This window comes from Candidatus Tisiphia endosymbiont of Piscicola geometra (assembly GCF_964026415.1).
Lineage (GTDB): Bacteria > Pseudomonadota > Alphaproteobacteria > Rickettsiales > Rickettsiaceae > Tisiphia.
Genome location: NZ_OZ032144.1, coordinates 665,500 through 681,001 on the forward strand (window position 1 = coordinate 665,500; position 15,502 = coordinate 681,001).

Annotated in this window: 15 protein-coding genes; 8 read left to right on the plus strand and 7 right to left on the minus strand. The window is 32.4% G+C overall.

The genetic code is table 11. The annotated features are described in order from the left end of the window. Positions 1-327: 327 nt before the first annotated feature. Together def and fmt are read left to right on the plus strand one after the other, a co-directional pair. Positions 328-861 (plus strand): peptide deformylase, encoded by a 534-nt coding sequence (def, locus tag AAGD26_RS03120; protein WP_341752192.1) that lies wholly within the window; start codon positions 328-330, stop codon positions 859-861. Further along, entirely contained in the window at positions 852-1,772 is a 921-nt protein-coding gene (gene fmt / locus AAGD26_RS03125; RefSeq protein WP_341752193.1) for a methionyl-tRNA formyltransferase, read from the plus strand. The genes def and fmt overlap by 10 nt, the downstream gene beginning before the upstream one ends. On the opposite strand, the gene ligA is transcribed toward fmt, so the two are convergent. The 4 genes from ligA to AAGD26_RS03145 form a co-directional block, all read right to left on the minus strand. Then, positions 1,761-3,860: an NAD-dependent DNA ligase LigA gene (ligA, locus tag AAGD26_RS03130; protein WP_341752194.1), complete on the minus strand. Its 2,100-nt coding sequence runs from the start codon at positions 3,858-3,860 to the stop codon at positions 1,761-1,763. The two genes, fmt and ligA, sit on opposite strands and share 12 nt — an antisense overlap. A gap of 113 nt (positions 3,861-3,973) precedes the next feature. Next, a complete protein-coding gene (locus AAGD26_RS03135) occupies positions 3,974-4,957 on the minus strand; it encodes a polyprenyl synthetase family protein (protein ID WP_341747973.1) in 984 nt (327 codons plus the stop codon). Positions 4,958-5,224: 267 nt separating this feature from the next. After that, positions 5,225-6,892: a hypothetical protein gene (locus tag AAGD26_RS03140; protein ID WP_341752195.1), complete on the minus strand. Its 1,668-nt coding sequence runs from the start codon at positions 6,890-6,892 to the stop codon at positions 5,225-5,227. 1 nt (position 6,893) lies between these two features. Next, positions 6,894-8,396 carry an Npt1/Npt2 family nucleotide transporter gene (locus AAGD26_RS03145; RefSeq protein ID WP_341752196.1) on the minus strand — a complete coding sequence of 501 codons (1,503 nt, stop codon included), beginning with the start codon at positions 8,394-8,396 and terminating at the stop codon, positions 6,894-6,896. 215 nt (positions 8,397-8,611) lie between these two features. Between AAGD26_RS03145 and AAGD26_RS03150 the strand changes: the two genes are divergently transcribed. The 5 genes from AAGD26_RS03150 (at position 8,612) to lpdA (ending at position 12,512) form a co-directional block, all read left to right on the plus strand. Further along, complete coding sequence (locus AAGD26_RS03150; protein WP_341752197.1) at positions 8,612-9,349, plus strand: lytic transglycosylase domain-containing protein; 738 nt, start codon at positions 8,612-8,614, stop codon at positions 9,347-9,349. Between the two features lie 119 nt (positions 9,350-9,468). Beyond that, complete coding sequence (locus AAGD26_RS03155) at positions 9,469-10,155, plus strand: methyltransferase domain-containing protein (RefSeq protein WP_341752305.1); 687 nt, start codon at positions 9,469-9,471, stop codon at positions 10,153-10,155. A 237-nt stretch (positions 10,156-10,392) separates the two neighbouring features. Further along, positions 10,393-10,635, plus strand: coding sequence for an AbrB/MazE/SpoVT family DNA-binding domain-containing protein (locus AAGD26_RS03160; protein WP_341752198.1), 243 nt, complete (start codon positions 10,393-10,395; stop codon positions 10,633-10,635). After that, positions 10,622-11,020, plus strand: coding sequence for a type II toxin-antitoxin system VapC family toxin (locus tag AAGD26_RS03165; RefSeq protein WP_341752199.1), 399 nt, complete (start codon positions 10,622-10,624; stop codon positions 11,018-11,020). The genes AAGD26_RS03160 and AAGD26_RS03165 overlap by 14 nt, the downstream gene beginning before the upstream one ends. Positions 11,021-11,114: 94 nt before the next feature. Further along, positions 11,115-12,512, plus strand: coding sequence for a dihydrolipoyl dehydrogenase (lpdA, locus tag AAGD26_RS03170; RefSeq protein ID WP_341752306.1), 1,398 nt, complete (start codon positions 11,115-11,117; stop codon positions 12,510-12,512). Between the two features lie 26 nt (positions 12,513-12,538). Here lpdA and trpS read toward each other — a convergent pair whose 3' ends face one another. Further along, positions 12,539-13,528, minus strand: coding sequence for a tryptophan--tRNA ligase (gene trpS / locus AAGD26_RS03175; protein WP_341752200.1), 990 nt, complete (start codon positions 13,526-13,528; stop codon positions 12,539-12,541). A 118-nt stretch (positions 13,529-13,646) separates the two neighbouring features. On the opposite strand from trpS, the gene AAGD26_RS03180 reads away from it, so the two are divergent. Beyond that, a complete protein-coding gene (locus tag AAGD26_RS03180; protein ID WP_341752201.1) occupies positions 13,647-14,390 on the plus strand; it encodes a lysophospholipid acyltransferase family protein in 744 nt (247 codons plus the stop codon). Positions 14,391-14,705: 315 nt separating this feature from the next. Here AAGD26_RS03180 and AAGD26_RS03185 read toward each other — a convergent pair whose 3' ends face one another. Then, positions 14,706-15,206, minus strand: a complete 501-nt coding sequence (locus tag AAGD26_RS03185) for a hypothetical protein (RefSeq protein WP_341752202.1) — start codon at positions 15,204-15,206, stop codon at positions 14,706-14,708. Between the two features lie 74 nt (positions 15,207-15,280). Then, positions 15,281-15,502, minus strand: coding sequence for a hypothetical protein (locus AAGD26_RS03190; protein ID WP_341752203.1), 222 nt, complete (start codon positions 15,500-15,502; stop codon positions 15,281-15,283).

Here is a 15,502-nt window from a genome sequence, read left to right on the forward strand (position 1 = left end):
AGGATATCAGCCCTGCGTAGCTTACTATTGAGCACATCTTTTTTTCGTTCGCTATCAAATAGCTCACACTAGACTCATTGGTCATTTTGTGGTATACTGCTCATAAATGAAGAGTTGGTAGACGATAGTATAACTTCAAGAAGAGCTAGGAGTGTCAAAGTCGAGCAGCGGAGCGTACATGAGTAACGGAGCAGCGGAGATCTTTGGTCGCGGGAACGCCAATTCTTGAAGTTCACCGAGTATACAATGTAAATGTTTTTGTATACTCAAATAATCCTACGAATTTCAAAGCAGAAAAGTATAAATAATTTATGGTTTTAAAGTACTATGCCTGTGTTACCTATTGTGACTGCTCCAGATTCAAGATTAAAACAAAAATCTTTGCCAGTAAGGATAATCGATGATAATATAAGAAAGTTAATGGATGACATGGTTGAAACTATGTATCATGATCATGGTGTGGGGTTAGCTGCCATTCAGATTGGAATAGCTCAGCGTATATTGGTAGTTGATTTGCAGAATAATGATGATACAGAAAGACCCGCTGGGTTTTATCCATTATTTATCGCTGACCCGAAGATAATAGACAAATCTAAAGAATTAGTTGTGGCAATAGAAGGCTGTTTATCTCTACCGGAACAACGGGTCGAAGTAGCAAGGTCTGAGTCTATAACTATAAGATTCTTAGATTATCATAATAACCAACAAGAATTAAAAGCTGATGGTTGGCTTGCTAGGGTTATTCAGCATGAAATGGATCATTTAGATGGTAGACTACTAATTGATTATTTAAGTGATATAAAAAAGGACATAGCATTACGTAAATTAAAAAAACTGAAAAATAATATTTTGTGCAAGTAATTTTCATGGGTACGCCTGAATTTGCTGTACCTACTCTTAAGAGTTTAATTAACAGTAAAGATCACCAAGTGGTTGCTGTATTCACTCAATCTCCAAAATCTAAAGGAAGGGGGCTAAATGAGGTAGCATCACCTATCCATAGTTTGGCATCAAAATATGATATTCCAACTTATACCCCTAAAACCTTGAAAACCGAAGAAATAACCAATTTAATTAATTCAATTAATGCGGATATAATAGTAGTAGTTGCTTATGGATTCTTGATACCACAAGTTATCCTACAAGCCAAGAAATATGGATGTCTTAATATCCATCCCTCAAGTTTACCACGTCATAGGGGAGCTGCTCCATTGCAGCGTACTATTATAGAGGGAGACTCTGAAACTTCCGTATGCATAATGCAGATGGATGAGGGGTGGGATACTGGTGATATTATATTGCAGCATTCGTTTTCACTCTCTCCTAGAATAACTTTACCAGTTTTGCATGACCAATGTGCAGAAATAGGGGCTGATTTATTGGTTAAAACTTTAGATAATATTGATAACCTACCAAGGATTGTCCAAGATAAAGATGGAGTAATTTATGCTCATAAACTCAAGAAAGAAGAAGGGAAGATAAATTGGTATGAGACTGCTTACAAAATAGATTGTAGAATTCGAGGTATGAATCCATGGCCTGGAATATATTTTGAATATAGAGGTAAAGTTATAAAGATCCTAGAAGCGTATTATAATGATTTGGATGTTAAATTACAGCCTGGTACTGTGGTTAATAATAATATCTTAGAAATAGCTTGTGGTAAGGGTACTTTGATCATCAGAAAATTACAGCAAGAAGGAAGAAAAGCTTTAAACGTTGAAGAATTTATACGTGGGGTACAAATTCCCCTAGGTACTTTATTGGATTGATGTGGGAGAATTAGTATATACTAACTCCAGCCACTCGTCTTCATCAATAATTTTAATTCCAAGTTCCTTAGCTTTTTTGAGTTTACTACCGGCATCGCTACCCGCCACCACTAAAGCAGTAGCAGACGAAACACTACTACTTACTTTAGCTCCTAATTTCTCTGCCTGAGATTTTGCTTCTGCTCTTGAAAGAGTAAGTAAAGAACCGGTAAATACTACAACTTTACCAGTTAATGCGGTTTTGGTGGTTTGATCACTATAGTCTTGAATTTCTAAAATTTTACTTAACTTATGAATAATTTGTAGATTTTCTTTAATATCAAAGAAGTCTATAATATCCAGCAAAATTTTATCTCCTATTCCTTCTAGATCATTTAACCTTTGGTACATAGGCTGATCACCCTTTAATAAAGATTCCATAGCTTCTATAAAATTACCATAATTCTGAAATTCTCGAGCAAGTAATTTGGCATTTTGTTCGCCAATATGTCTGATTCCTAGGGAATAAATGAATTTATTTAGGGGGACGGTTTTGGATTTTTCAATGTTTGCGAATAAGTTTTCTACAGAAATTCGCCCCCATCCTATCATATTTTCAAGCTTGACTAAGCTTTTTTCATTATTATTTTGTAAATAAAAAATATCCACCGGATTTTCTATTAAAGATTTTTCCAGCAAAAATTCTATTTGCTTCTTTCCTAAACCGTCTATATCTAAAGCATTTTTAGAAGTAAAATGACAAATTCGTTCGTAATTCTGAGCAGGACAATTTAACCCATTATCACAACGAATTATTATTGTCTCTTGATTATAATGTAAATTAGAATCACAAGACGGACAAAGTTTTGGCATATCAATTTTTTGTGATTCACTAGAGCGTCTAGTAAAATTTACCGCAGTAATTTGCGGTATGACGTCCCCTGCCCTCTGCAAAAACACATAATCGTTGATCCGTATATCTTTTCTGATGATTTCTTGATAGTTATGTAAGGTAGCTCTTGATACCCTAACTCCACCAATAGAAAGCGGCTCTAACTCAGCAACCGGAGTTAATACGCCAGTTCTACCTACTTGTAGAGTAATATTAATTAGTTTAGTTTGACCAATTATCGCAGGAAATTTATGAGCAATAGCAAATCTTGGGCTTCTTGCGATAAAACCCATCCTTTGCTGCAAAGCAAAATCATTTAGCTTATAGACAATACCATCAATTTCATAAGGCAGCTCTTCTCTAGACAAATTCAAATATTCATAGAAAGATTTCATATCATTTTCAGAATATGCTAATTTTCCTATATTATTAACGATAAACCCTAGCTCTTTTAACTTATCTAATAAAGCATCCTGAGAATCAGCTATTTTGTTACTACTACTTCCCACAGCATAAACAAAATACCTTAGAGGTCTACTTGCTGTAACGTTTGGATCTAACTGCCTTAACGACCCAGCAGCCGCGTTACGCGGGTTTGCAAATTTATCTTTTTTTGATAATTCTTGTGCTTGATTTAATAATAGAAAATCTTGTTTATTGATATAAACCTCACCTCTTACTTCCAAAATTGCTGTATCCAAGACTATTGAATGAGGGAAATGCTTGATAGTCTTAATATTTTCAGTTATATCTTCTCCAATAAAACCATCACCTCTTGTCGCAGCAGCGGTGAGTATGCCATTCTTATAGGTAGCAGAAAAAGATAAACCATCTATTTTAGGTTCGCAAAAGATAGGTTGAAAACTATCAAGACGTAAGAAATTCTTTATTCTATTTATAAATTCTGATACATCCTCATTATCAAATGCATTACTAAGAGAAAACATTGGATTTATATGTTTTACTTTAGAAAATTTCTCTGCAGCTAGACTACCGATTTGTTTAGTTGGACTATTTGCCAGCACAAGATGAGGAAATTTTTTTTCAAGTTCAAGATTTAAATTAAATAATTGATCATATTCAGCATCAGAAATCAGAGGAGTATCTTCTTGGTGATATGCTTTATTATATTTTTCTATCTCACTTGCCAATTGTTTTAGTAAATCTTTTGCCTCTAATTCAGAAAGCTGTTCAATATCAGTTGGAATATTTTGCATATTAATCGTAAAAGTTTGAGGATCAGATTTAATTGTAACTAGGTATGAGGTACGGTAATGTTGTATGAACTCAGGTTAAATTATTATTATCGCATAAACCTTGGCAACATAACCTAATAAGACCTATTTAACGTAAACTCAAGTAAAGAAGCTAAATGATCTTTATAAATATTCTGTATAGGGATTTGCTCTAATAAATTACTAGCCTCATTCTTAATGTTTGCTAGATGGTCGATAATTTGTTGCTTAATACCATGTTGTATCATCAAACTTCGTATTATCTCAAATTCACTCTCAGATCTATTATCCGCCTTAATCATTTTCTGAACTGTTAATTGCCCGGTATCATCAAGCTTCTTATATAAAAAGATTAGGGGTAGAGTTATTTTTCCTTCTAAAAAATCATCACCTATATTCTTGCCAATATCATGACTATTTCCTAAATAATCAAATAAATCATCAATAATTTGGAAAATATTTCCTAAATATCTACCAAAATTTTGTAAACTTTCACAGATCTCGTTAGATTGACTAGAAATAATTGCTCCTACTTCACAAGATACTCCAAATAACTCTGCAGTTTTAGCCATAATTATTTCATTATATTCTGTTTCGTCAATAATTCTCCGCTGATTCAATTTCACAAGCTGAGAAACTTCACCTTCTGATATAATTGCTGAAGCTCTTGATAAAGATTTCATAGCTTTAACAGATTTGGTATCTACCATTAACTGAAATGATTGACTAAATAAAAAATCTCCAACTAGAATACTAGCCTTACTTCCCCAAACAACATTAGCAGTAGGTTTGGATCTTCTCATTGTACTTTCATCTACTACATCGTCATGAAGTAAAGTTGCTGCATGAATAAATTCTACAGCTCCAGCAAGTTTGATATTATCTTCACCGACATAACCAAACATTTTACTAGTTAGAATTGTTAGTAATGGCCGGATTCTCTTTCCACCAAATTCTAGTAAATATTTACCTATTACGCCAACTAGTTGTTCTTTGGCAGCTAAGTGGGTCAGAATAAGTTTATTTAAGCTAGACAGTTCTACTGCTAAATCTTTATGTATTATTTTTATAGTATCCAATTTACATCTCTAATGCTATTTTAACCTCAAGTATCGATATAAGAATTAATAATTCTTATATCGATACTTGCTTTGTTATAAGGAAAAATGCACTCTTGAAGCGGGTGCATTTTAACTTTTTTCATCATTCAATATGTGATTTTAATTATTAAAATCACATATTGAATGGAGTATTATATTTTAACAATCAGGTGGGCAGCCGCTTCAAACCTGATTGTTTCTATATATAATACTGAATTCGATGTAACTTGTTACATCGAATTCAGGTTATTTTATGACTTCCTGCCAAACATCACTATCAACCTCCAAAAAAGGCTGGATCATTAATTGTTTTAACAATGAATGATGCTCATTAAAATCAGGTACTAGTTCTTGTATCCTTTTTGTTACATTATCACCAATATGTATTTTTTCCGAGGCTTTTTTGTATAATGCTAGATAATATAATGGCAAAAATTTATTAAAGTCTACGGAACCTATTTTGCCTTTTTCTATATTACTTGAATCTAAATTATACTCAAAACTTATGTCACCTGAGTTAGAATCAGGATGATCTGATATGGTTCTTAAAAAATACCTCGTACCTTCTTTGTATACAATACGACTATCTTCTGAGAATGTTTTAAACCTACCCAAGTTAAAGAAATAATTGGTTATAATATCCGTTGCCTTTAAATAATTATTGAAGACAATAAGTCCCTTAATATCAAATTTTCTAAATGCATCTAGCCTGCATTCGCTTGATAATCGAAACCCGGTATTATTAGAAAACAAACTAAGATTATTTATTTGAGCTCTCATTATATCTTTTTTTCTAGCAAAAAAATTTATATCTAAATCAAAAATATATTGATGGTTCTCTAATTCAGTCAAGTTGAATTTATCTTTATTACTGTTAATATACTGTAATTCTTCTATTAAAGATGAACTATTAGGGAGTAGCGATATATATGACAATAAATACTGTATAGAATTCAATATATTATCAGAAAATCCTGGCTTCAAATCAATTTTTGATTCAACCTTAAGATGACTATCATTGCTACCTTCTTCTACTTTACTTTGATACAATAAAGTAGTCAAGGATTCTTGGATACTACTTGAAAACTTGCTGGATATCATTTTTATTTCCAAATCTTTAGCAAATTCACTATATAAAGATTTATTAGTTTTTATATAAAACTTACCTTCAAAACTAAAAGGTATCGGCCAAGCAAATCTATATAATAAAAGACCAGCTGGTATTCTTCTGTTTATAATATTACTTTCTAAGATGTTTGTTGAATAAGTAACATTTAATTTTTGTGGCACATTATTTTTAAAATCTTCTAGATCAGTATAATATTTATTCCTTTCTAGTGAAAATGAAATAATTGTATGATCTTCATCATATAATTTCTGCCCGTCAACTAAATCAAAAATTTTTGTTTTCTCAGATGTTAATTCCAACTTTTTTATAAAATTTATAATTTCAAACGGATCTTTTTTTTGTATAAAAATCTTAAATAATTTAAAGCTTAAAGGCATTTTGGCTATAAAAGAATAATTACCACTTTCGAATTTTGTACCAAATCCCAACTCAATAGGTTTATAGCGACCTGTTGCGTCACCAAAATAACTAATAAAGCAAGCCTGTTTCAGTAAATCATAACCTATATAAATCGGGGAATTAAATTCAATTATACTATTCTCTCCCTCTTCATGCCAACCAATTACTTGCAAGGCAATTTTAAACGGAAAACCATAGCTAACAACTTTATTAAATTTAATGAAATATTTTTGTTCACTATCTATCGAATTAGCAGCGATATAGCGGTTACTATATTGCCCATTAATCTTACTAGCTACAGAAGTAACAATTACCAACCATGAAATGGTATAAATCAATAGGATTACAGCAATTATAACTGATATATATATTAACTTTTTTCGCATGCTAATTACATAATTTCACATATTCCCGGTTTAGTTGTACTATATTCCAAAACCACAAAATAACTATAATAATAAAAATTGTTAGTAAATAAACTACTATTGAATCACATGTGGCAGTAGGCACTATAATAAATATAAAAGACTGGATAAAAGCTCCTAAGGACTTACCAAATTTAATACCAATAACCTCAACAGCAGCTTTACCTTTTGTTCGAAGTTCTAATGATAAAGGAATATATGCCATTTCTTTTGTTGAATCAAATAACGAATATTTAGTTGATTTACTTAAAATATTTTGTACTCCTCCGATAATTACAGCCACATAAATTGGATTAAAGTCTTTTATACCAAAACTTATATATTCTGAAAAAATAACAAAGATAAAAAACATTAAACCAGTTATCAAAAGCATTAAGGGTGTTAATAATGCTGAAATTAACCAAGTAAATTTCCTAATCACATTACTACCAACTATCATAAAAGTAACGCTGGAAATTCCCATCCAAATATTAAACCTACCCATAAAATGTATATAATCTAACATATTGGGATTAAGCTCCCTTACCTTAGCTTTCCATGGACCTTCCACTATATTAATTAGTAGTGCATAACAAATTATCAATAAAGCAATGCGTCCAATATATTTTGAGTTAATAACCAACCTTATACTATCCATAAGTGATAAGGAAGTTTTTGCCTGTATTTGAACTATTTGGAAATCAGCCTTTAGCACCTCGTCATTCAAAATAAGATAATTAATTAACCTAAATAACAGCATGGAAATTATACCAACAAACACTATTATAGAAATAACAGGTTGTAGCATTAGTTCTGATTTATATTGCAAATCTTCATTTATTATAACTTGAGCATCGACTACCCCTCGTACATTTGAGAAAGCTACTAATACATTGCCAGCTAAAATCAGGCCAACATTACCTACCACTCCTAAAATTGGATAGAAACGTTTCGCTTTACTGGTATCAAAAATATTATTAGCAAATTGCCAAAACATTAGATTAATAATTACTGCACTCCATAATTCTGAACAAATATACATGAGAGCATAACTCCATTTACCCATTATCTTGATAAACCATCGAAAATTAGGATACAATGATACTAAATGTTCTACCTGCTCAGCATTTGGATGATAAAACTCCTGATTAGGGTAAATGATATAAGCAAATATCAGGAAAAAAAGCAAAAAACTCGAAATTACTATATAAAAAATATATTCAAAACGTACGTGATTACTAAGTTTTACATATATTATAGTAAATAATATAGAGGAAGGAAGAACAAACCAAAGTTTTAGGAAACTAATGACTTCTGCTCCTATTGATGGTATGACCAATCCGTCTTTAACGGATCTAAGTGTTCCAAAATTAAAAAGAATACACAGCATCATTAATGCCATAGGCAAAAAAAGTTTCAATTCCTCTCTTTCTATAGGCCAAATGATTTCCTGAATTTTAGTAAAAATACTTTTGAATGGTAACATTATTTTATACAAAAAATTACCTAAAGACTAACACTATTTAACATAGATAATGTAATGAAGCCGAACTAAACCTTTTAAAGCTCTATGTTAATAAAGTCAATGAAAATAAGCATATTTTTCTATTAACAAAATATTTATGTGACAAAATTATAGGACAACGAGACATAACTTGCCTTGTAGGAAAATTTCTAATATGCTCCAAAAGATAAAGTAAAATGATAATAATTATGTCCATTAGGTCAATATTAGCCCTATATTTATTGTTTCTTTTTCCATTATATTTACATGTTAATGTAGCATATGCTAATATAGACATAGAAATTGCTGAATCACATAAATGCTCAAGGATGTTTCCTTACTTTGAAAAGGTACATAAAATTCCTCCTAATACGTTACACTCGATAGCTTTAAAAGAATCGGGCAAAAAACATACTGAATATAAAATTAAAGTGGTTTGGCCTTGGACTGTCAATGTTGAAGGTAAAGGCTATTATTTTAATACTAAAAAAGAGGCAATATCATTTGTCAAAAAACAAATTATTCAAGGCAAAGAAAATATTGATGTAGGATGTATGCAAATCAACTTAAAACATCATTTAAATGCATTTAACTCTTTAAATCAAGCTTTTGATCCTAAGAAAAACGTCGCCTATGCTGCTAAATTCCTAAAAGCTAAATATGATCAGTTAGGTAGTTGGCACAAAGCAATTGCTCATTACCATTCAGCCACCCATGAGTTTGGCTCTAAATATAAACAAGATGTTATCAAAATTGCTAACAATATGGACTTGTATAAAAACTCTATTAACATGTATAGTGGGTACAATTATTATAATAATACACCTCCTCTGCCAACAAACATGCTTTTGAGGAATAAACAGAGAGCTTCATTTGAAAGTAATATTAGGAAATATAAGAGTAATATTATGGTAGTATTACCAAGAGCTAGCTAGAGGTAACAATTATATTTGATCGTGAGAAGTTAAAATCTAATCGTGACAAAGTGGTGGATAATATCGCTGAGTGTTCGTTCTTTAAGTATGCAGCATTCGATATTATTGAACGTCTAAATATTATTGATAAAGAATTTCCTGATATTTTAGATTTAGAATGTCGTACTGGTATACTAACTAAACTATTAGTGCAGAACTATAACTATGCTATAATTGTAGCGGCTAGTGCATCAAATGTTATGTTACAATCGTTTGACCATACTCCCAAATTACTAGTTGATGAAGAAAACTTACCATTTAAAGCAGCTAGTTTTGACCTAATAACTTTTTCCTTGGGTCTACACTGGATCAATGATGTACAAAATTTTCTGTTACAGATAAAACGTATTTTAAAACCAAATGGTCTATTTATTGGTAATTTTATCGGTGGTAACAGCCTAAAAGAACTACGAATGAAATTCATTGAAGCTGAAATAGCATTAAGTCGCCCTCACTTTCAACATGTTTCCCCTTTTATCCATTTTGATCACGTAACACCTTTACTAGGACAGGCAGGATTCACAGAAATTATCGTTGATTATGAAAATATTCAGCTGAGCTATAAAAGCCCTTTAGATTTCATTAGAGAATTAAAGAATATTGGAGAATCCGGAGCATTATTAAAAAACTCTCATAATATAATATCGAAGCAAATGCTTTCTATTCTACGCAATGATACTAACACTTTTACCGAACAAATTAATATAATTAGCTTCATTGCCTCTCCGAGTAAGAATAGTATAAAAATAACTCATAATTTAAAATAGTAGGAAAAAATAAGCATTTATAGCTTGCTCTTACTTTCTCCTTACATTATTATAATAATCATAGCAAATATATACTGCTCGTAAATGAAGAGTTGGTAGACGAAGGTCAACTTCAAGAAGAGCTAGGAGTGTCAAAGTCGAGCTGCTAGGCGTACATTAGTACGTGAGCAGCTTCGATCTTTAGACACGACGACGCCAATTCTTGAAGTTCACCGAGTATACATAATATGGTATCTTATGAAATCACAGTACTCAACAGTTACAAGTAAGGGACAAGTTACTATCCCATCATATATTAGAAACAAGCTACACTTATCTTTTGGCAGTAAATTAGAGTTCATTATACAAGATGGCTCTTTTATAGTAGTGCCAATTAATAAGCCAGTTAAAAATTTAAAAGGAATACTTCCCAAACCGAAAACACCATTAAGTATCGAAGATATGAATGAATCCATTAAGAGTGGATATGATCGGAATTGATACTAATGTTTTAATTCGTTATTTGATTCAAGATGACAAAGTACAAAGTAGCAAAGCTACAAAATTAATTGAGCAATATTCAGGTATTAGTGGTTCTATATTTAGAAATAACATAGTAGTTTGTGCAATAATTTGGGTTTTAGGACGAGGTTATAAATATTCAAAAAACCAAATAATAAATGTACTAAAAGAAATATTTGCTACTATAGAATTCCAGTTTGAGGATCACAAAACTTTATCGCTAACTGTTAGAGAATATGAGAACTGTAATACAGATTTTGCTGATATTTTAATAGGTAAACTAAATGAACTAAATGGTTGTAGTACTAGTTTCACTTTTGACCATAAAGCATTAACTCTGCCAATATTTACTACAATAAAATAATCAAAAAATAATTGAATTAAATTCAAATTAGCTATTAGTGTTCGTATATTTATGGTTTATAATGCCATTAATTATTATATGTAAGGAAAAATATATGCAAGAATTTGATTTAATAGTAATTGGTGGTGGTCCTGCTGGTTATACAGGAGCAATAAGAGCAGCCCAGTTGGGTATGAAGGTTGCCTGTATAGAGAAAAGGGTGACGCTTGGTGGTACTTGCCTAAATGTTGGCTGTATTCCTTCCAAGGTATTGCTAAATTTCTCTGAGAAATATCATGAAGTATTGAACCATTGTGCCGATATTGGCATTATGACCTCAGCCAAACTTGATTTACAAAAAATGATGACTAAAAAAAGTCAGATAGTATCAGACTTATGCAAAGGCATAGAAAGCTTGTTTGCAAAAAATAAAATCACTAAATTTACAGGAAGTGCCAAATTTATTTCAGCCAATCTTGTGGAAATTACTAACGGTACATCAATTGAACAGATATCGGCTAAAAATATTTTAATTGCTACTGGTTCTGATATTATTGAAATGCCCAATATTGTTGTTGATGAGGAATATATAGTTTCATCAACGGGAGCTTTGAGCCTTGCTAAAGTCCCAGAAACTATGGTAGTGATTGGTGGTGGTTATATCGGTTTAGAGCTTGGTTCGGTATGGAATAGGCTTGGTTCTAAAGTAACGGTTATTGAATATGCTGGAAGTATTGTGCCAGCTTTAGATAAAGAGATTATCGGTCAATTTACCAAAATCCTGCAAAAGCAATCTATTGAATTGCGATTAAATACTAAGGTGCTGTCTGCTGAGAAAAAAGCAGGAAAAGTTATTTTGAATATACAACAAACAGCCGATAACTCAGTGCAACAAATAACTACTGATATAGTGTTATTGGCTGTTGGTAGAAAAGCCCATACAACAGATTTAGGTTTAGATAAATTAGCTATTGAAACGGACAAACAAAATAGAATTACGGTAAATAGCCAGTTCCAAACAATAATTCCGAATATTTATGCTGTCGGTGATGTAATTGCCGGACCTATGCTCGCTCATAAAGCAGAAGAGGAAGCTGTTGCTGCCGCTGAAATTATGGCAGGCTTAGCAGGTCATGTTAATTATAATCTTATTCCAAGTGTTATCTACACTTATCCAGAAGTGGCAAGTGTTGGTTTAACAGAAGAACAATTGAAAGAAGCTAAGATTGATTACAAAGTTGGTAAATTTCCGTTTTTGGCAAATAGTCGAGCGAGAAGCACAGGCTCTACTGATGGGATGGTAAAAATATTAGCTGATAGCGTAACGGATAAAGTACTTGGAGCCCATATAATAGGCTGTTCAGCTGGAACTATGATTGCAGAGCTTGTAGCATTTATGGAATTTGGGGCTTCTTCAGAAGATATAGCAAGAACTTGCCACGCCCACCCTACCCTAAGTGAAGCTATAAAAGAAGCGGCTTTGGCTGTGGATAGGAGGAGTATTAATTTTTAGTAAGCTGTTTAAATAGTAATTGGTTTTTACACAACAAAGCCCATTAATTTTTTGATTTCAGTAAGAGTTTTAGCAGCAGTAATTCTAGCTTTATCCGCTCCTTCATGTAGTGTGCTTACTAGATAATCTTGGTTTTTCATTAACTCTGCATATTTGGTATTAATGGGAGTTAGAGTTGTGATGATAATATCAGCTAGATCATCCTTAAATTTAGCAAAACCGCTATTTTGGTATTGATTAACTATTGTGTCAACATTACTATCAGATAAACTGCAATAAATGTTAATTAAATTGCTGATTTCCGGTCTATTCTGAGGATCATAACTAATCTCAGCTAAATGATCGGTTTTAGCTTTTTTAATTTTTTGATAAATTTGATCTCGACTATCATTTAAATTAATACGAGATAAATCAGATGGATCAGATTTACTCATTTTTTTACGACCATCTTTTAAACTCATTATTCTTGATGAACCTTGAATTAATGGTTCTGGTAATTTTAGGATATCTTGATTGAATTTCCTGTTGATGATAGCCGCAATATCTCTAGTAAGCTCTAAATGTTGTTTTTGATCATCGCCAACGGGTACTATATCAGCATTATATAATAATATATCAGCCGCCATCAATACTGGGTAAGACAATAATCCTAAACCAGCACTCTCTTGGTCTTTTCCTGCTTTGTCTTTAAACTGAGTCATCCGTTTAAGCCAACCAAGCGGAGTAACGCAATTTAATATCCAAGCAAGTTCAGTATGCTCCTTCACCATACTTTGGGCAAATATAGTGGTTTTCTCCGGCAAAAGTCCTGTTGCTATATATGTAGCAACAGTTTGCAATATGGAAGAATTTAGATCTATAGGTGAACGAACTATAGTAATAGCATGCAAATCGGCTAAAAAGAATAAGCAGTTATACTCATCTTGGAGCTTAGACCAATTAACAATTGCCCCGAGATAGTTTCCTAAATGCAGAGTCCCGGTCACTTGACATCCGGATAGAGCTGTTTTTTTCATTTAATTTCCCCGAATAATTACTAATTATATCTATATGTAGACGTAATTTTATGCTATTGTACCCATTAGACTTGCTGTATAAATCAAATCAATTATTAACAACTAAGATTAACCAACTATGTTTTGGCGTTTAAGAGTATTAATATTTTATGCATTACTTGCTATATTTACCATTACGTTCTTCCTTATATGTTACATACCTGTAACATATTTTAATGTCAACTATTATATACGTTACAGGATTGGAGTTATTTTCTCCTATGTATTTATTTGGCTGGCTAGAATCTTTTGTGGTTTAAAATACCAAGTTTTTGGTCTAGATAAATTGCCTTCATCTCCTTCTATAGTATTGTCTAATCACCAATCATGCTGGGAACAAATATTTGTACAATTAATTATACCTGAACATTCTTGGGTATTAAAAAAAGAGTTATTTAATATCCCATTATTCGGTTGGGGATTGGAAATGGTTAAGCCAATTGCCGTAGATCGTAATGCCAATATTTCAGTTGGTCAAATTTTAAGAGAAGGACAAGAAAAGATAAAAAGTGGTTTATGGTTGGTTATTTTCCCTGAATCTACTAGATTCAAACCAGAACAAAATGCTAAATTTAAACCCAGTGCGGCAAAATTAGCCTCACTAGCAAAAGTACCGATCGTGATGATGGCTCACAATGCAGGGGTATACTGGCCAAAGGGTTTTTGGATTAAGAAACCAGGGGTAATCCAAGTAAAGATTATTGATGTTATCCCGATAGAGGAAATAGAACAATCTGATGTTCGAGAATTGACAAGTAAGATAGAACAGGTAATCAATAATGAAAAGCAAGTATTATTTGAACAAGCTGGTACACTCAAATGATTTAAAGAATTGGATTTGAAAATGAGGGGCGAGCAAGCAGAAGAATATACTTCCGAAGGAACAGGGATGACACCCACAACTGTTGAAAGTTAAAAAACCGTCATTGGCGAGGAGACCCGTAGGTCGACCGAGAAGCAATCCATATGCAAGCTTCATAGATTGCCCCACGCTCACGTACGTTCGCTCGCAATAACGCATAGGCGGAAATCTAAAAACACCTTAGAGTTAAAGGTTTTTGAAATCCCAGCTTTCGCTGGGATGACATAATGGCGGTGACATCACCCCTAAGAACATTTTTTATTACAGCAATTCTGATTAAGCATCATGTTCAAGATCAACAACACCTGCTAAAGTTACATTAGGGTGAAGTTCATCTAAAACAAATTGACTTGCCTCACTCCACTCATTTGGAGGGGATTGTTCAGGAACATAACGTGTATTAAATTTCTCAAACCAAGTGGCGGTTTTATCACCACATTTTCCATCAACTTCAATACCATAACCATGGTCTTTTAACTGTTCTTGAACATGAGAGACTTTTTTAGAGACTTCTGTATCTTTATCACCTTTTCGTATTAATATCTGTTCTGCTTGTTCTTTCGTAGTAGGTATAAATTTACCAAAGCCAGCATCTGCAAGTTGTTTCCAAGGGAAGAATTTTCCGGGTGCTACATGCCTTTCAGCAACTTCACCAAGCCCTACAAGATTCTCCTCAAGATTCAAGTTTGGATATCTAACTGTAATATCTTCAAGTAATTTTATTAATTTATTTATTTGAGAGTCTGTAAAAGCACTTTTTGCATTATTAATAAGCATAATGCCTATACCAAAGTCATTAACCTTTTCTTGCCCTTTCCAACTACTCTTACCGGCATAAAAGGTTTTTGATTCTAAGTCATTATGGTCTTGGTACTGCTGCTCTTTTTTTTGTTTGGTTCTATATCTATCTTGTAATGTACGCTTGTTCCATTATATTGCATAGTTTCTATTGCAGAATTTAATGTTTCACAAACAGAATAGGTTAGTACCACACAACTTGGTTCTACCCCCGGTTCTCTAGGTGCAGAAAATTTACTATCATTAGTAGTGCTAACACCCTTATTTTTACTCAT